The organism is Actinoplanes palleronii (assembly GCF_016862315.1).
In the GTDB taxonomy this organism is placed as follows: domain Bacteria; phylum Actinomycetota; class Actinomycetes; order Mycobacteriales; family Micromonosporaceae; genus Actinoplanes; species Actinoplanes palleronii.
The window spans coordinates 14,786-31,371 of the sequence record NZ_BOMS01000186.1 but is presented as its reverse complement, the minus strand read 5'-3'; the positions used below and the strand labels follow the sequence as shown (position 1 = coordinate 31,371).

Below are 16,586 nucleotides of genomic sequence, written 5' to 3'. Positions count from 1 at the left end.
GCATACATCCAGAAAGCCGGACTTGAGATCAAACCAGCGAGTTGATTCCTGACAGGCCCTAAGGGCCGCCAGGGCCAGCCGGGCTGGCTCTGGGGGCCCAGGGCGCCCGGGAGCAGGCTGGGTCGGCCTCCGTGGCTGCTGGGGGGCTCTGGGGGCGGGTGGGCTGCCGGGCGTACCGGAAAGACCTTGAGGGAGGCCGCCTGGTGGGGCGCGGGGGCCTTGAGGGGCCCGGGCCGGGCGGCCTCCCGGGGTCAGGCGTCCGGGACCCGGACCGCGATCTCGTCGCTGAGGGTGAAGCCGGCGTTGAGCTCGAGTTCGTCGCCGGACCAGAAGCGGCCCGGGTCGTACCAGTTGGCTTTGCGGTTGTGCGGGAGCAGGCCCATGTCCTCGTAGGTGACCGCGACGACCTCGGCGCAGTATGCCCGCTCCAGTGTCGCGTCGGAGGCCTCGGAGGGCTTCCACGGCGGGCGGAGCTGGGGCACCCGGCCACGGACCCAGCGCATGGCGAGCTGGGAGGTGGACGGGAACGGGGTGCCGTCCAGACGGGCGACTGTTTTGAGTGCTTTGTCCTCCATGGCCCGGGTGACGCCGGGTTCGAGTTGGCGGAGCCAGCCGCGCTGGCCGTAGCGGCGGGCCCAGACGGTGACCGCGTCGCGGAGATCGTGCAGCTGGACGCCGCGCTGGAAGGTCCCGGACCACATGTCGGGCAGGGACCGGCCCAACTCGGCATGCCACATCAGGGGTGGCATGTCCTCGATCACCAAGGACATCCCGACATGGTTGACCGGGCTGTTGGTGAGGGTCTGAATGGCTCGATCCGGACCGGAACGACCCCGGAAGATCCAGATGTCACCCGTGCGGGTCAGTTCAATGGCCTCGTCGAGGCTGATGTCGGCAACCACGGTGTCTATTCTCAGCTGATGCGGTGGTGGAAGGTAGCGGGACTGGCGGGGCTGGCGGGAGTCGCGGCGACCGGGGCGGTGATCGCCCGGGCGGAACGCAAGCGCCGGGCGTACTCCGCGGACGAGATCCGGGCGCGGTTGCACGACCGGGTGGCCGAGGCCGCGACGACACCGTCGACCTCGCCGGAGAAGCCCGAGTAGGAACTCATTCGGCGAGGTCGGTGTCGCGCAGAAGGGACCAGAGGCCGGCGCCGTCCGGGGCGGAGAACCATGTCTTGCCGCCGGACGGCACCGCCTCCGGAGTCTCGGTCGGGCCGGGGATCGCACCGGCCAGCACCGCCTGGGTGGGTGAGAGCCGGCGGATCGCCACGGCCGCGACATTTTCCGGGTGCTCGCGGGCGAACTCGGAGTAGATCTCCTGGTCGTGCTGGCCGTCGTCGCCGACCAGCAGCCACTTCACCGACGGGAACTCCTCGGCGAGCCGGCGCAGCGAGGTGCGCTTGTGCTCCTGCCCGCTGCGGAACCAGCGGTCCGGGGTCGGGCCCCAGTCGGTGAGCAGGATCGGGCCGGCCGGGTAGAGGTGCCGGCTGAGGAACCGGGTGAGCGCGGGAGCGACGTTCCACGCGCCGGTGGAGAGATAGATCACCGGGGCGCCGGGGTTCGCGTTGATCAGCCGCTCGTAGAGCACCGCCATGCCGGGCACCGCGGCGCGGGCGTGCTCGTCGAGGACAAACGTGTTCCACGCGGCGAGCAGCGGCCGGGGCAGTGTGGTGACCATCACGGTGTCGTCGATGTCGGAGATCAGGCCGACCGTGACGGCCGGGTCGATCACCCGGATCGGCGCGTCCACCGGGGTGGCACCGTCACAGCTGAGCCGGACGCTGGCCCAGCCCGGCTCGAGGTCGCCCTTGACCCGGCAGTCGACATACCCACTACGGTCCGTCCGGGTCTCGGTGACGACGCCGCCGACCTCGATGCGCACCACCGCGCCGCTGACCGGGGTGGTGGTGAAGCTGCGCCAGCCGCGCACCTTCTCCCGCCGCTTGCGGACCAGGCGGGGCCGGGAGAGCAGCACCCGGCCCATCACCCGGGCCCAGCCGGGCGCGCCGTAGCCGGTATAGGCCGTGATGTACGGCTTCCAGCCCCGGTTGCGCAGACGGCGCTCGATGACCTCGTGCACGGCGTCCTCGACCAGGGCCGCCCGATGCATCCGGGCCACTGCCTGGGCCGTCTCCGCCGGTGTCACCGCCACCATCTCCTCCTCGCCGTCCCGCCGCGCAGGCAACGTTACCGGGCCGGTGCGACAGTCCGCCCCGGAACGTGAACCCGCTCCAGGATGGACATCAGGCCGCTGCCGGGAGTTCGGTCGTCGTCCATTGCTCGGCCCACCACTGCTGGTCGACCGGCTCCGGGACGTCCACGAGCAGCGGTGCGGCCATCGCGTCGGCGCGCAGGCTGCTCAGCGCGTCGGCGGCGGCCTCGGCGCCACGCCAGGCCGACCGCTCTTCCTCCACCGCGGCGAGGTAGTCCTCCAGCCGGTGGGCCCGGACCGCCTGGGTGAGCACCGCCTCCTGCTGGATCGGGTGCAGCCGCGGATTCCAGCCGCGGTGCGCGAAGACGTCGTTGAGCTGGTCGATGGAGAGGTCGTGACTGCGGCACAGGGCGCTGGCGGCGCGGTGCAGGTAGCGCTGCCGGTCGACGTTCTCGCCGGGCTTGCGGCGGCGGCTCATCACCGGGTACGCCCCGGCGGCGGCAATCCGCCGGGCGATCTGGTCGGCTTTCTCGTACGCGCTCCAGGCCTCGTCGACCGCGACCTGGGCGGCCTCCCACTCGGCGCGCCGCCGGGCAGCGGTGCCGGCCGCACGACCGGCGGCGAGCGCGACCTCGGTGGCGTACTTCTCCCGGTCGGTCACCGCCGGGGTCGGCTCGGTGAGCAGGCGTGGCACCGACACGGTCGCCGCGGCGACGGCGAGGAGCAGCACGATGATCAGCCAGATCCCGACGGCTTGCGGGACGGAATTCAGGAATGCGGTATCCACGGAACACCCCCAGAAGAGCGAAAAATCGACAGGCCGACGTACGGCGGACAGGTCACGTCCGGACCGGGAGGGTCAGCGGGTCGGGGGGCCCCGGGGATCGCCGGTGACCGGGACGATGCCGGTCAGTACAACCGGCGCCGGAACCGGAGCCGGGACAACAAGTGCGTCGACCGGCGCGGGTGGCGGGGCCGGGACGGCACGCGGCTGCTCCCGCTCGACGGCGTCCGTGGCGGTGGCGGTGGCGGCGGCCGGAACGGGTGCGGCCGCCGTGACAGGTGCGGCGGGCAGCTGCAGGGTGACGGCCAGGGCCAGCATCGCCAGGCTGGTGAGGAACCGCAGCAGCCGGCGACCGTCCCACGGACGGTTCGCCTCCTGCGCCTCAGCGGTCACACCAGTCAACCTACCGGCACGCCGGTGAACGCGGCGGGGCCGTTCCGATGACGCCCACCGGACGGAGGTCACCCGGGAGAGGGACCATTACCGTCATGGACCTCGAACTGCTGGATCAGGTGGCCCGCCTCGACGGCTGGCTCGGCGAGGGCGGCGTGGTGGTGCTCAGCGGGGCCGGCCTCTCCACCGAGTCCGGCATCCCGGACTACCGGGGCCCGTCCGGCTCGGCCCGGCGCAACACCCCGATGACCTATCAGACGTTCACCGGCGATCCGCTGGCCCGGCGCCGCTACTGGGCGCGCAGCCACCTCGGCTGGCACACCATCGGCCTGGCCCGGCCGAACGACGGCCACCGCGCGGTGGCTCGCTGGCAGGAGCAGGGCCTGCTGCACGGCGTGATCACCCAGAACGTGGACGGCCTGCACCAGGCGGCCGGCGCCCGGAGCGTGGTCGAGCTGCACGGCAACCTGGCCCGGGTCACCTGCCTGGACTGCGGTGACCTGACCGGGCGGGCCGAGCTGGAGCAGCGGCTGACCGCGGCGAACCCGGACTTCACCGCGACCGCGTCGGCGATGAACGCGGACGGCGACGTGGAGCTGGACGACGCCGCGCTGGACGGCTTCGCGGTGGTGGATTGCCGGGCCTGCGCCGGGACCCTCAAACCGGACGTGGTGTATTTCGGCGAGACCGTGCCGGCCGACCGGGTGTCCCGGGCCTTCGAGCTGGTCGCCGGCGCGCGGACGCTGCTGGTCCTGGGCTCCTCGCTGACCGTGATGTCCGGGCGGCGGTTCGTGCTGCGGGCGGTGAAGCAGGGTCTCCGGGTGGCGATCGTGAACCGGGGCGTGACCCGCGGGGAGCCGTACGCGGACCTGTTGATCGATGCCCCGCTCGGGGTGGTCCTCCCGAATCTTGCCCCGGGGACCGATACGTACCGTTTGTTAGCTGGGTAAACGAAGGCGGCTCGCGCCGGTTATCGGAACGAAACCTAAATAGATCTCTCGGCACATTGACGTGACCGCCCTCACTGAGGTTGACTGCCGAAACCGGTACCGAAACCGGTTCCGAACCCCAGCGCAACCCGCTGGTCACAAATCCTCGGAGGAGCTGTGCCGATCACCATCGCCGACGTGGCGGCTCGGGCCAAGGTCAGCAAGACGACCGTGTCCCGGGTGCTCAACGGCAAGGGTGAGCTGGACGAGTCGACCGCCGCGCGAGTCCGCGCAGTGATCGACGAACTCGGCTACGTCCCCAGTGCCCGCGCGGTCAACCTGGCCCGCGGCCGCACCCGGGTGGTCGGCATGCTGGTGCCCTCACTCACCTGGCCCTGGATGGGCGAGGTGCTGCAGGGCGCGGTGGACGTGCTGGAGGCCGAGGAATACGGCCTGCTGCTGTTCACCTGCAACCGGGGCGACGACTCGATGCGCCAGTTCGGTGCGCAGGTCGCCGCCAAGTCGTTCGACGGCCTGCTGGTGATCGAGCCGGAGGGGACCCTGGACTACATCACCACGTTGCACTCCCGGGGCCTGCCGATGGTGCTGATCGACGACCGTGATCAGCTGTCCGGTGGCCAGATCCCGACCATCGGCACCACCAACCACAGTGGGGCGGCCGACGCCGCCCGGCACCTGCTGGCGATCGGGCGCCACAAGCCGCTCGTGATCACCGGCCCGGCCCGCTTCGGCTGCACCGTGCAGCGGACCGACGGCTTCTCCTCGGTCTACGCCGAGGCCGGCCACCCCATCTCGGACGCGCACGTGATGACCGGCGACTTCACCGTCGCGTGTGGCGCCGACGGGGTCAAGCAGGCGATCGCCCTCGGCCTCGAATTCGACGCGGTGTTCTGCCACAACGACCTCTCCGCCTTCGGCGTCGTCCAGGCCATCCAGGACAGTGGCCGGCGGGTGCCGGACGACGTCGCGGTGGTCGGTTTCGACGACATCCCGATGGCGGCGCACCACCAGCCACCCCTGAGTACGGTGCACCAGCCGATGCGCGAGATGGGCGAGGCCGCGGCCCGTACCCTGCTCGCGCACTTCGACGGCACCCCGGTCCCGAACCGGCAGACCATCATCCCGGCGACGTTCACCGTGCGCGCCTCGACCCAGGCCTGACACACCAGCTCGTCCGCACCTAGATCACACATCGCTCCGACCGGCCGTCAGGCCGGCCGGGCACCCCCGCGCACCTCGGGGCCGGCTGCCGCCGGTCACGCGATGCCGCACGCCCTCGGGCACCCCTCCCACCTCTCACATTCAGTAATCGAGGAGATTTTCCGATGCAGAGAAGGAAGCTGTTCGCGGTCGCTCTGGCGGGCGTGCTCGCCACCGGCGGCGTGGCGGCGTGCGGTGATTCGCCGAACGCCAACAAGAACGCCGACAACAGCAAGGCCGCGGACTTCCTGTCGATCGGCATGCCGAACGGCACGGTCACCGACAACAACAACCCGTTCATCGGCACCTCGGCGGGCGCGTCGCTCGGTTACCGCTGGACCATCTACGAGCCGCTGGGCATGTGGAACAACGTCAAGCCGGCCGACCCCGCGAAGCCGTGGCTGGCCAGCGAGATCAAGTGGGCCGACGACTACAAGGCCCTCGACGTCACCATCCGCGACAACGCCACCTGGTCGGACGGCCAGAAGCTGACCGCCGAGGACGTCGCGTACACGTTCAACCTGATCAAGTCGAAGGACGCGCTGAACGTCTTCGCGATCCCGATCGACCAGGTCACGGTGACCGGCAACAAGGTCACCGTCACGTTCAAGAGCTCGCAGTTCACCGCGTGGCACAAGATCATCAGCCAGATCCCGATCGTGCCGAAGCACCTCTGGGAGAAGATCGCGGACCCGGCCACCGACCCGATCAAGGAGCCGGTCGGCAGCGGCCCGTACACGCTGAAGACGTTCAGCCAGCAGGGCATCGTGCTCGAGCGCCGGGAGAGCGGTTACTGGCAGGAGAAGCCGGCCGTCAAGGAGCTGCGCTACACGTCGTACACCGACAACAACGCGCAGACCACGGCACTGGCCACCGGCGCCTCCGAGTGGAGCTTCGTCTTCATCCCGGCGTACCAGCAGACCTTCATCGCCAAGGACCCGGAGCACTTCAAGGTCTGGGCGCCGGGCGTGCTGGGCATCCACGGCCTCTACATCAACACCACCCGCAAGCCGTTCGACGACCCGGCGCTGCGCAACGCCATGAACATGGTCATCAACCGGGCGGACATCTTCAACCAGGCCGAGGCCGGCTACTTCCACCCGGAGCTGAAGAGCGTCACGGGTCTGCCGGAGGGCGCTGGTGACGCGTTCGTCACCGAGGCCTACAAGGGCAAGACCCTCTCGGTCGACGTCGCGGGGGCCAAGACCCTGCTCACCGGTGCCGGCTACAAGCTGGACGGCGACACCCTGAAGGACAGGTCCGGCAAGCCGGTCACCCTGAAGCTGAGCGACCCGGCGCCGTGGTCGGACTACCAGACCACGCTCGAGATCATCAAGAGCAACCTGGCAGAGATCGGCATCAAGGCCACGGTGGACAAGCCGAACCAGAACGTCTGGGACGCCAACGTGCAGAAGGGCGACTTCGACGCCGTCATGCGCTGGACGAACGGTGGCTCGACGCCGTTCGACATCTACCAGACGGTGATGGACGGCGACCTGATGAAGCCGATCGGCACCCCGGCCCAGCAGGGCAACTTCGGCCGCTTCAAGAGCCCGGAGGCGACCGCCGCGCTCAAGGCGTACGCGAACGCCACCAGCGACGCGGACCGCATCCCCGCTCTGGCCACGATCCAGAAGATCTTCGTGGAGCAGGCGCCGATGCTGCCGATCGGCTCGGACAACGTCGGTGGCGCGATCAGCACCAAGAACTGGATCGGCTGGCCGTCGGAGACCGACCCGTACGCCCCGCTGCAGCCCACCCAGTCCGGTGCGCTCGACGTGATCATGCACCTCAAGCCCGCCACTTCCTGATCGTCCCGCGGGCGCCCCGGATCTTCTCCGGGGCGCCCGTGCCCCTCCCCAGCCTGTAAGGAAACCGGCCATGACGTCGATTCCCGACGCGAAGGCGCCGGCCGGCGAGGTGGTGCTTGAGGCGATCGGCCTGACCAAGCACTTCCCCGTCCGCCGGAAGCTGCGCGACCTCTTCTCCCACCGGCACGACGTGGTCCACGCCGTCGACGATGTGGACCTCACTCTCCGCCGCGGCCAGGTGGTGGCCCTGGTCGGCGAATCCGGTTCGGGCAAGTCCACCATCGCCCGGCTCCTCGCCCAGCTGTACCCGCGTACCGGCGGGGACATCCAGCTGCACGGCGAGACGACGAAGGTCCGGGGTGGTGCGGCGTTCCGCCGGTACTGCTCCCAGGTCCAGATGATCTTCCAGGACCCGTTCGCGTCGCTGAACCCGACGCACACCATCCGCTATCACCTGACCCGGTCGCTGAAGATCCACGGCAACGCCGGGACCACCGCGAGCGACCTGGCCCAGGCCCTCGACGACCTGCTCGAGCGGGTGCAGCTGACCCCGCCGGAGCGGTACCTGGACAAGTTCCCGCACGAGCTCTCCGGCGGCCAGCGGCAACGCGTGGCGATCGCCCGGGCGCTCGGCGCGGGCCCCGAGGCCCTGCTCGCCGACGAGCCGGTGTCCATGCTGGACGTGTCGATCCGGCTCGGCGTGCTGAACCTGCTGCGCGACCTGCGCGACCGGCTCGACCTGGCGATCCTCTACATCACCCACGACATCGCGTCGGCGCGCTATTTCGCGGATCAGACGATGGTCATGTACGCCGGCCGGCTGGTCGAGGGTGGCGACAGCGAGACGGTCACCCAGTCGCCGGCTCACCCGTACACCAAATTGCTCATCCACTCGGCGCCGGACCCGGACCGGATGATCGGCGGATCCGAAGCCGAAGGCGAGGACGCCGGGAACGGTGAGCCGCCGAGCCTGATCCACCCGCCGACCGGGTGCCGGTTCCACCCGCGCTGCCCGGTCGCCATGGAGCGGTGCCGCACCGACCTGCCGGTACCGCTGCAGATCGGCGACGTGCCCGGCCACTGGGCCGCCTGCTGGCTCTACGACAGCGACGACAAGGCCGAGGTGAAGCAGTGAAGTACTTCCTCCAGCGGGTGGCCTTCTACCTCTTCACCGCGTGGGCCGCGATCACGCTGAACTTCTTCATCCCGCGGATGGTCCCCGGCGACCCGGTGCAGGCGCTGATCACCAAGTTCCAGGGCCAGCTCAGCAGCAAGGCGATCGAGTCGCTGTACGTCCTGTTCGGACTGGACAAGGACAAGAGCGTCTGGCAGGAGTACCTCGACTACTGGAACCAGCTGTTCCACGGCGACCTGGGCCTGTCCTTCACGTTCTTCCCGACCCCGGTCTCGGAGATCATTTCCAGCAGCCTGCCGTGGACGCTGACGCTCGTCGGCATCACCACCGTGATCAGCTTCTTCCTCGGCACCGGACTGGGCGTGCTGGCCGGCTGGCGCCGCGGCTCGTGGGCCGACGGCCTGCTGCCGGTGACCACGTTCCTCTCCTCGGTGCCGTACTTCTGGCTCGGCATCATCGCGATCTACCTGCTCACCGGACCGGACAGCTTCTTCCCGTCGTCCGGCGGCTTCGGCAGCGGCCTGGTGCCGGCCTGGGACCAGTACTTCATCCCGAGCGCGATCCAGCACAGCCTGCTGCCCGCGCTGACCATCCTGATCTCCTCGGTCAGCGGCTGGATCCTCAGCATGCGCAACATGATGGTGACGGTGTCCTCCGAGGACTACATCACCGTGGCGCACGCCAAGGGCCTCTCCGACCGCCGGGTGGCCCTGAGCTACGCGGCCCGCAACGCGCTGCTGCCGAACGTGTCCGGCTTCGCGCTGTCGCTCGGCTTCATCGTCGGTGGCACCCTGCTCGTGGAGATCGTCTTCTCCTACCCGGGCGTCGGCTTCCAGCTCTTCCAGGCGCTCGGCGCCCAGGACTACCCGCTGATGCAGGGCATCTTCCTGATCATCACGATCTCGGTGCTGGTGGCGAACCTGATCGCGGACGTGGCCTACCTGCTCCTCGACCCGCGCACCCGCAAGGAGGGCTGAGCGATGACGGTTCTCACCCCCAGCATCGAGCGGAGGGCGGCCCGATGACCATTCCCACCTCCAGCCTCGAACAGGTCATCCCTGGCCAGGGCTCGATGGCGCAGCCGGAGGCCGGCAAGCCGACCAAGGCCAAGCGCCAGCGGTTCCGCTTCATCAGCAACAAGAAGGCCGCGGCCGGCCTGATCATCCTGGGCATCTACGTGGTCGTCGCGATCATCGGACCGTGGGTGGCGCCGTACGACCCGGACGCCCGCGGCAACGACCTGGTCCAGCCCCCGTCGGGCGCGCACTGGCTCGGCACCACGCACCTCGGCCAGGACGTCTTCAGCCAGCTGCTGAGCGGCACCCGCAGCGTGATGTTCGTCGGCTTCTTCGCCGGGATCGTGGCCACCGTGCTCTCGGTGCTGATCGGGGTGACCGCCGGCTACCTGGGCGGCCGGACCGACGAGGGCCTGTCCGCGCTCTCCAACGTCTTCCTGGTCATCCCGGCGCTGCCGCTGATCATCATCATCACGTCCACTCTGGAGAGCGCCGAGGACTGGCTGATCGCCCTGGTGATCGGCTTCACCTCGTGGTCCTGGAACGCCCGGGTGCTGCGCGCGCAGACGCTGTCGCTGCGCCGGCGGGACTTCGTCGACGCGTCCCGGGCCACCGGCGAGAAGACCTGGCGGGTGATCGTCTTCGAGCTGATGCCGAACCTGACCGCGGTGATCGCCTCCGGCTTCGTCGGCACGGTGATCTTCGCGGTGCTCTCCGAGATCACCCTGGCGTTCATCGGCGTCACCTCCGGCACCACCTGGAACTGGGGCACCATCCTGTTCTGGGCGCAGGGCCAGCAGGCGCTCGCCCAGGAGGCCTGGTGGTGGTTCATCCCGGCCGGTCTGGCGATCGCGATCCTCGGCACCGCGCTCTCGCTGATCAACTTCGGTATCGACGAGTTCGTCAGCCCGCGGTTGCGCAGCGTCGGCAAGACGAAGATCAAGACCGTGGACGGCCGGACCGTACGGATGCGCATCGGCTTCACCCCGGTGCTCAGCCGCTCGGCAGCGCCACACACCCACGCCAGCCCGACGCCCGTCATTCGGAAGGAGGTCACCCAGTGAGCAGCACCCCGGTTCTGGAGATCCGCAACCTGAACGTCGAGTACGGCCTGGGCGACCAGGCGGTCCGCGCCGTCCGCGACGTCAACCTCACCCTGCACCGCGGGGAGGTGCTCGGCCTGGCCGGCGAGAGCGGCTCCGGCAAGTCCACCCTGGCGTACGGGATGACCCGCCTGCTCGCCCCGCCCGGCGTGATCACCGGCGGCGAGGTGATCTACCACCCGGAGAAGGGCGAGGCGTACGACGTGCTCGGCCTCTCCGACCGGCACCTGCAGGCGTTCCGCTGGGCCGAGACGGCGATCGTGTTCCAGGGCGCGATGAACTCGCTCAACCCGGTGCACAAGATCTCCACCCAGCTCACCGACGTGCTCCGGGCGCACCGCCCGGAGATGTCCGAGGCGGCCCGCAACGCCCGGGCCCGGGAGATGCTCAAGCTGGTCGGTATCGCGGCCGACCGGATGGAGGCGTACCCGCACCAGCTCTCCGGCGGCATGCGCCAGCGCGTGATGATCGGCATGGCGCTGATCCTCCAGCCGCAGGTCGTGATCATGGATGAGCCGACCACCGCGCTCGACGTGGTGATGCAGCGGCAGATCCTCGGTCAGCTGATCGAGCTGCGGGAACGGCTCGGCTTCTCGGTCATCTTCATCACGCACGACCTGTCGCTGCTCGTCGAGTTCTCGAACCGGATCGCGATCATGTACGGCGGCCGGATCGTCGAGGAGGCCGCGGCGGCGGCGATCTACAAGGACTCGCTGCACCCGTACTCGCAGGGTCTGCTCGGGTCGTTCCCGTCCCTGCGCGGGCCGCGCCGCGAGCTGACCGGCATCCCGGGCACCCCGCCCGACCTGAAGGGGATGCCGAGCGGCTGCTCGTTCCACCCGCGCTGCCCGAAGGCGTTCGAGCCGTGCTCGACGAACATCCCGGTGCTGGCCCGGCCGGACGACTCGCCGCGATCGGTGGCGTGCTGGTTGCACCCAGTGAAAGAGCCGGTCGGCTAGATGAAGCAGAGGGCCGGTCCCCTGCCGTCGGGACCGGCCCTCACTATGTCCACCTCCAGCTGAAACGGGAGAAGAAGTGACATTCACCTGGGGTGTGGCCACCTCCGCCTACCAGATCGAGGGCGCCGCCGCCGAGGACGGCCGGACACCGTCCATCTGGGACACGTTCGGTCACCGGGTCGTCGGCGAGCACGGCGACGTGGCCTGCGACCACTACCACCGGATGCCGGCCGACGTGCAGCTGATCAAGAGCCTGGGTGTTGACGCGTACCGGTTCTCGGTCTCCTGGCCGCGGGTGCAGCCCGGTGGGCGCGGCCCGGCCAACCCGGCCGGGCTGGCGTTCTACGACCGTCTCGTGGACGAACTGCTGGGCAACGGGATCGCACCGTGGCTCACGCTCTACCACTGGGACCTGCCGCAGGAGCTGGAGGACGCCGGTGGCTGGCCGGAGCGGGACACCGCGTACCGGTTCGCGGACTTCTCCGCGCTGGTCTTCGACCGGCTGCAGGACCGGGTCAAGAACTGGCAGACCCTGAACGAGCCGTGGTGCGCGGCGTATCTCGGGTATCAGCACGGGGTGCACGCGCCCGGCCGCCGCAGCATGAGAGACGCACTGGCCGCCACTCATCACCTGCTACTGGGACACGGGCTGGCCGCTTCCGTCCTGAAGAAACCGGACAATTCTGTCGGCATTGCGCTCAACATCGGCACGGCAACCCCGCACACCGACGACCCGCTGGACATCGCCGCGGCCCGCCGCGCCGACGGCAACGTCACCCGGATCTTCCTCGACCCGATCGTTTTCGGCCACTACCCCGCCGACGTGCTGGCCGACCTGCACCAGCAGGGCCACACCCTCCCCATCCTCGACGGCGACCTGGCGATCATCGCGCAGCGACCCGACGTGCTCGGCGTCAACTTCTACTTCGGACAGGACTTCGCCGGCCGCGACGAGCAGGGCCATACGCACGACGCGCAGGGACTGCCGATCGTCCGGGAGATCAAGCCGGACGTGCCGACCACCGCGATGGGCTGGCCGATCACCGCGGACCGGTTCACCACGCTGCTGCTGCGCCTGCACCACGACTACGGCGTGCCGCTGGCAGTGACCGAGAACGGCGCGGTCTACGACGACGAGCCCTCCTCCGATGGCTTCGTCGCCGACGCCGAGCGGACCGCGTACCTGGCGGCGCACATCGAGGCGGCTCTCGCGGCCCGGGAACAGGGCGCCGACCTGCGCGGATATTTCGCCTGGTCACTGATGGACAACTTCGAGTGGGCCGAGGGTTACGGCCGCCGGTTCGGCCTGGTCGCCGTCGATTACGAGACCCAGACGCGTACGCCGAAACAGAGTGCGCTGTGGTTCCGTGATCGCATAAAGTCCGGCGCGTGAGCGACTATCTGACCGTCAACCGGGCCAACTGGGACGAGCGGGCCCCCGCACACGCCGCGTCGGAGGGCTACGAGGTGTCGCGCTTCGTGGCCGACCCCGAGCACCTGAGCCGGGTGGTCCGCTTCGACCTCCCGCTGCTCGGCGACATCACCGGGCTGCGCGGGGTGCACCTGCAGTGCCACATCGGCACCGACACGCTCTCGCTGTCCCGCCTCGGCGCCCGGATGACCGGGCTGGACTTCTCCGGCGAGTCGCTGAAGCAGGCGCGGGACCTGGCCGCACGGGCGGGCGCCGACATCCCGTTCGTGCAGAGTGACGTGTACGCCGCGCGGGACGTCCTGGACGGCGAGTTCGACCTGGTCTTCACCGGGATCGGCGCGCTCGGCTGGCTGCCCGACATCAAGCGCTGGGCGGCCACCGTGGCGTCGCTGCTGGCGCCGGGCGGGCGGCTGTTCATCCGGGAGGGCCACCCGGTGCTGTGGACGTGCGAGTACGACCGTACCGACGACGTGATCGCGCTGGACGAGCCGTACTTCGAGCAGGCCGAGCCGCAGGTGTACGACGAGCCGGGGACGTACGTCGCCACCGACCACGAGTTCACCCACACCGTCACGCACGAGTGGAACCACGGGCTCGGCGAGATCGTCACCGCGGTGCTGGGGGCCGGCCTGACCCTGACCGGGCTGGTCGAGCACCAGAGCGTGCCGTGGAACGCGCTGCCCGGCCGGATGCGGCAACTGGACAACGGCGAGTGGCAGCTGGCGCAGCGGCCGGAACGGTTGCCGCACACGTACACGTTGCAGGCCCGCAAGGCGGGTTAGCCGACTTCGACCCGGTTCCGGCCGGTGCGCTTCGCCGCGTACAGAAAATCGTCGGCCCGCAGCAGCGCATCGGCCCGGTCCTCGCCGGGCCGGACCTCGGTGAGCCCGATGCTGGCCGTCACCGCGAGTCCGTCGACGACCTCGGCCCACGCATGTCCCTCGATCGCGGCGCGCAGCGCCGAGCAGTACCCGCTCGCGGCGTCCAGCCCGGCCCGGAAGATCAGCACGAACTCCTCGCCGCCCAGCCGGCCGGCGAATCCCGGCGTCGCGGTCAGCAGCCGGGCCACCCGGCGCAGCACCTCGTCGCCGGTGGCGTGCGAGAACGTGTCGTTGACCAGCTTGAAGTGATCCAGGTCGACGAGCGCGACGGTGACCGGTCCGGTGCCCTGCACCGCGGCGGCCAGCTCCGCGTCGGAGCGGCGCCGGTTGCCCAGGCCGGTCAGCGGGTCCCGTTCGGCCATCTCCTGCGCCTGCTCGACGGAGAACTGCGCGTGCGCGAACCGGGCCGCGACCGCGCTCTGCTGCGTCCGCAGGACCTCCCAGGCCTCGTGGAACTCGCACATGGTCCGGTACGCCGCCTCGAAGTCCCCGGCCTCGGCGTGGCAGGCCGCCAGCCCGCGCAGTGCCTCGGCGCCGGCGTCCGGCCGGTCGTTCTCAGCCGCCATCTTCCGGACCCGGTCGAGCGTCCGGATCGCGCCGGCCAGGTCACCCTGCCGGCGCTCGATCTCGGCGAGGGTCAGCAGCGCGGCCGGCACCGCGTCCGAGTCGGTGGCCGGAGCGTTCTCGATCGCGTCCAGGATCACCGACTCGGCCTCCTCCGGGCGGCCGGTCTCCAGCAGCACCCGGGCGACGGTGTCCGCGCACGAGCAGTTTAGCCCGAGGCCGGACGACTCCACCCGGGCCCGCATCCGCTCGACCATCACGGCGGCGGCGTCCAGGTCGCCGCCCTCGTAGGCGTACCAGGCCCAGTTGTTCAGGTTCGCGATCTCCAGCGTCGGCCGGCCGGACGCCTCCGCCTCGGCCTGCGCGGCGGCGAACTCGGCCGACTCGAAACCGCCCACCCGCTGGTCGTTCACCATCACGGCCAGGATGATCGCGTGGTCGGCGCGGATCGGCGCCGGGTCCTCCGGCCGGAGCATCCGGGTCGCCCAGAGCGCGTGCCGCACCCCGGTCGCGGTGTCCCCGATCCGCCACACGCCACCGGCGATGCGCGCGTGCGCGTGTGCCCGCACCAGCCGGTCGTCGCTCGCGTCGAGCAGGTCACGGGCGGTGGCGACGCCCTCGAGGGCCCGGCCGCCACGGTTGTCCAGCTCGGCGAGGACCAGGCGGGCCAGGTCGGCGCTCTGCCGGTCGCCGGTCGCGTCGGCGCTCGCGATCAGCGCCGTGGCACGCTCGGCGAGCCCGGCATGAGACTGATAAAGGTCCCCGATCAGGGTCACCACCGACGAGAGCACGCTGGTCCATCGCCCGTGCCGGGCCGCTCTTTAGGGATCCCGTTTAAAGATCGACGGGTTGCGGGTACCTGCGGTGCATACCCCCAAGGAGGCTCTCGATGCGTATCGGTGCGGTAATCATCATCGTCTGGCTCGTGCTCGGCGCGGTCGCGGCAGCCCAGCGCGGCTATTTCAAGGACACCGGCGACACGAGTTGCGCGGAGGCCGGCACGGTCATCGTCACCGTGGTCGCGGGCCCGCTGAACTGGCTCGGCGTCAACCCGAAGATCAAGTGCGACATCCCGGAGCCGAGCAAGTAGGCGATCCGCTCTTGTGCTGGAGCGCGCTCCAGGTCCTACCGTCCGAACCATGGAACTACGGGACTTCGGACGACTCGGCCGGATCAGCGCACTGACCCTGGGCGGCGGCGGCATCGCCGGCGTCTGGGGCTCGACCGGACGCGCGGAGGCGGTGGCCACCATCCATGCCGCCCTCGACGCCGGCATCACCATGCTGGACCTGGCGCCCTCCTACGGCGCCGACCACGAATCGGAGCGGGCGGCCGGCGAGGCCCTCCGCTCCGTCTCCGCACCGGACCTCATGATCACGTCGAAGGTCTCGCTCGAGGACGACACCGAGCGGGACTTCGCCGCCCGGATCCGCCGCGGCCTCACCGCCAGCCTCGGCCAGATCGGCCGCGACCACCTCGACCTCTTCCTGCTGCACACGCAGATCCGGGTGGCGGGGCCGCACCCCGGTTCGATCGGCCCGGACGGCTACCTCGAGGCGGCCGCCACCTTCGAGCGGCTGCGCGACGAGGGCCTGATCCGGGCCTGGGGCATCACCGCGGTCGGCCACCCGGACGGCGTGCTCACCGCACTGCGGAACACCCCGCGTCCGGACGCCGCGCAGATCGTGGTCAACCCGCTCGACTTCAACGGGGACCTCTGGTTCTTCCCCGGCGTCCGGCCGCGGACCGACGACATCGTCCGCTCCGCGAACGAGAACGGGGTCCAGGTGGTCGGCATCCGCGCGGTCGCCGCCGGGTCACTGACCGCGAGCCTTGATCGTACGCTCGAGGCCGCTCATCCCGCGGCCATCGATTTTGTACGGGCGGAGCCGTTCCGGAAGCTGGCCGCCGAGTGGGGCACGGCCCCCGCCGTGCTGGCCCACCGCTACGCCCTGTCCGTGCCCGGGGTGTCCACAGTGGTGCTCGGCGTGAAGAACCGCACCGAGCTGACCGAGTGCCTCGCGGCCGAGGCGGCCGGCCCGCTCCCCGAAGCGGAAATGAACGCCCTGGCGACCTTGCGCACCACCGCCTAGCCCTTGCGTGGCGACTTTCGGCGCGCTCCGCACCACAACTCCCCACGCTCGGTCCGTCCCACCCTTGCGTGGGGACTTTCGGCGCGCTCCGCACCACAACTCCCCACGCGA

Annotated in this window: 17 protein-coding genes; 12 read left to right on the top strand and 5 right to left on the bottom strand. The window is 70.3% G+C overall.

All coding sequences use genetic code 11. The annotated features are described in order from the left end of the window. Positions 1-251: 251 nt before the first annotated feature. Positions 252-902 carry a hypothetical protein gene (locus tag Apa02nite_RS48965; protein ID WP_203831273.1) on the bottom strand — a complete coding sequence of 217 codons (651 nt, stop codon included), beginning with the start codon at positions 900-902 and terminating at the stop codon, positions 252-254. A gap of 18 nt (positions 903-920) precedes the next feature. Here Apa02nite_RS48965 and Apa02nite_RS48960 point away from each other — a divergent pair, with 18 nt between their 5' ends. Then, a complete protein-coding gene (locus Apa02nite_RS48960; RefSeq protein WP_203831272.1) occupies positions 921-1,103 on the top strand; it encodes a hypothetical protein in 183 nt (60 codons plus the stop codon). Between the two features lie 4 nt (positions 1,104-1,107). Here Apa02nite_RS48960 and Apa02nite_RS48955 read toward each other — a convergent pair whose 3' ends face one another. The 3 genes from Apa02nite_RS48955 to Apa02nite_RS48945 all read right to left on the bottom strand — a co-directional run bounded on the left by Apa02nite_RS48955 (position 1,108) and on the right by Apa02nite_RS48945 (position 3,331). After that, on the bottom strand, positions 1,108-2,157 hold the full coding sequence (locus tag Apa02nite_RS48955) for an App1 family protein phosphatidate phosphatase (protein ID WP_203831271.1): 1,050 nt from the start codon (positions 2,155-2,157) through the stop codon (positions 1,108-1,110). Between the two features lie 88 nt (positions 2,158-2,245). Continuing rightward, complete coding sequence (locus tag Apa02nite_RS48950) at positions 2,246-2,941, bottom strand: hypothetical protein (protein WP_203831270.1); 696 nt, start codon at positions 2,939-2,941, stop codon at positions 2,246-2,248. A 72-nt stretch (positions 2,942-3,013) separates the two neighbouring features. Then, complete coding sequence (locus Apa02nite_RS48945; protein WP_203831269.1) at positions 3,014-3,331, bottom strand: hypothetical protein; 318 nt, start codon at positions 3,329-3,331, stop codon at positions 3,014-3,016. A gap of 95 nt (positions 3,332-3,426) precedes the next feature. Between Apa02nite_RS48945 and Apa02nite_RS48940 the strand changes: the two genes are divergently transcribed. The 9 genes from Apa02nite_RS48940 to Apa02nite_RS48900 all read left to right on the top strand — a co-directional run bounded on the left by Apa02nite_RS48940 (position 3,427) and on the right by Apa02nite_RS48900 (position 13,719). After that, the gene (locus Apa02nite_RS48940) at positions 3,427-4,281 is read left to right on the top strand and encodes an NAD-dependent protein deacetylase (protein WP_203831268.1); all 855 of its coding nucleotides are present in this window, start codon (positions 3,427-3,429) and stop codon (positions 4,279-4,281) included. Between the two features lie 156 nt (positions 4,282-4,437). Then, the gene (locus Apa02nite_RS48935; protein ID WP_067692846.1) at positions 4,438-5,442 is read left to right on the top strand and encodes a LacI family DNA-binding transcriptional regulator; all 1,005 of its coding nucleotides are present in this window, start codon (positions 4,438-4,440) and stop codon (positions 5,440-5,442) included. 164 nt (positions 5,443-5,606) lie between these two features. Next, a complete protein-coding gene (locus Apa02nite_RS48930; RefSeq protein WP_203831267.1) occupies positions 5,607-7,292 on the top strand; it encodes an ABC transporter substrate-binding protein in 1,686 nt (561 codons plus the stop codon). 70 nt (positions 7,293-7,362) lie between these two features. Next, the gene (locus Apa02nite_RS48925) at positions 7,363-8,427 is read left to right on the top strand and encodes an ABC transporter ATP-binding protein (RefSeq protein ID WP_203831266.1); all 1,065 of its coding nucleotides are present in this window, start codon (positions 7,363-7,365) and stop codon (positions 8,425-8,427) included. Further along, positions 8,424-9,404, top strand: a complete 981-nt coding sequence (locus Apa02nite_RS48920) for an ABC transporter permease (RefSeq protein WP_067692835.1) — start codon at positions 8,424-8,426, stop codon at positions 9,402-9,404. Before Apa02nite_RS48925 ends, Apa02nite_RS48920 begins: the two co-directional genes overlap by 4 nt. Positions 9,405-9,448: 44 nt before the next feature. Beyond that, positions 9,449-10,507: an ABC transporter permease gene (locus Apa02nite_RS48915; protein ID WP_203831265.1), complete on the top strand. Its 1,059-nt coding sequence runs from the start codon at positions 9,449-9,451 to the stop codon at positions 10,505-10,507. Beyond that, a complete protein-coding gene (locus Apa02nite_RS48910; RefSeq protein ID WP_067692827.1) occupies positions 10,504-11,505 on the top strand; it encodes an ABC transporter ATP-binding protein in 1,002 nt (333 codons plus the stop codon). Before Apa02nite_RS48915 ends, Apa02nite_RS48910 begins: the two co-directional genes overlap by 4 nt. A 76-nt stretch (positions 11,506-11,581) precedes the next feature. Beyond that, the gene (locus Apa02nite_RS48905) at positions 11,582-12,898 is read left to right on the top strand and encodes a GH1 family beta-glucosidase (RefSeq protein ID WP_203831264.1); all 1,317 of its coding nucleotides are present in this window, start codon (positions 11,582-11,584) and stop codon (positions 12,896-12,898) included. Continuing rightward, a complete protein-coding gene (locus Apa02nite_RS48900) occupies positions 12,895-13,719 on the top strand; it encodes a class I SAM-dependent methyltransferase (protein WP_203831263.1) in 825 nt (274 codons plus the stop codon). The genes Apa02nite_RS48905 and Apa02nite_RS48900 overlap by 4 nt, the downstream gene beginning before the upstream one ends. Here the strand turns inward: Apa02nite_RS48900 and Apa02nite_RS48895 are convergent. Continuing rightward, a complete protein-coding gene (locus tag Apa02nite_RS48895; protein ID WP_203831262.1) occupies positions 13,716-15,173 on the bottom strand; it encodes a GGDEF domain-containing protein in 1,458 nt (485 codons plus the stop codon). The genes Apa02nite_RS48900 and Apa02nite_RS48895 overlap by 4 nt on opposite strands. A 98-nt stretch (positions 15,174-15,271) precedes the next feature. Here Apa02nite_RS48895 and Apa02nite_RS48890 point away from each other — a divergent pair, with 98 nt between their 5' ends. Together Apa02nite_RS48890 and Apa02nite_RS48885 are read left to right on the top strand one after the other, a co-directional pair. Continuing rightward, positions 15,272-15,472, top strand: a complete 201-nt coding sequence (locus Apa02nite_RS48890) for a hypothetical protein (RefSeq protein WP_067692817.1) — start codon at positions 15,272-15,274, stop codon at positions 15,470-15,472. 49 nt (positions 15,473-15,521) lie between these two features. Next, the gene (locus Apa02nite_RS48885; RefSeq protein WP_203831261.1) at positions 15,522-16,475 is read left to right on the top strand and encodes an aldo/keto reductase; all 954 of its coding nucleotides are present in this window, start codon (positions 15,522-15,524) and stop codon (positions 16,473-16,475) included. Positions 16,476-16,586: the final 111 nt, after the last annotated feature.

Excerpts from the sequence above, each read along its gene's own strand:
- Apa02nite_RS48925 (WP_203831266.1), top strand. The coding sequence starts at position 7,363 with ATGACGTCGATTCCCGACGCGAAGGCGCCGGCCGGCGAGGTGGTGCTT.
- Apa02nite_RS48940 (WP_203831268.1), top strand. The coding sequence starts at position 3,427 with ATGGACCTCGAACTGCTGGATCAGGTGGCCCGCCTCGACGGCTGGCTC.
- Apa02nite_RS48955 (WP_203831271.1), bottom strand. The coding sequence starts at position 2,157 with ATGGTGGCGGTGACACCGGCGGAGACGGCCCAGGCAGTGGCCCGGATG.
- Apa02nite_RS48930 (WP_203831267.1), top strand. The coding sequence starts at position 5,607 with ATGCAGAGAAGGAAGCTGTTCGCGGTCGCTCTGGCGGGCGTGCTCGCC.
- Apa02nite_RS48915 (WP_203831265.1), top strand. The coding sequence starts at position 9,449 with ATGACCATTCCCACCTCCAGCCTCGAACAGGTCATCCCTGGCCAGGGC.
- Apa02nite_RS48890 (WP_067692817.1), top strand. The coding sequence starts at position 15,272 with ATGCGTATCGGTGCGGTAATCATCATCGTCTGGCTCGTGCTCGGCGCG.
- Apa02nite_RS48885 (WP_203831261.1), top strand. The coding sequence starts at position 15,522 with ATGGAACTACGGGACTTCGGACGACTCGGCCGGATCAGCGCACTGACC.
- Apa02nite_RS48960 (WP_203831272.1), top strand. The coding sequence starts at position 921 with ATGCGGTGGTGGAAGGTAGCGGGACTGGCGGGGCTGGCGGGAGTCGCG.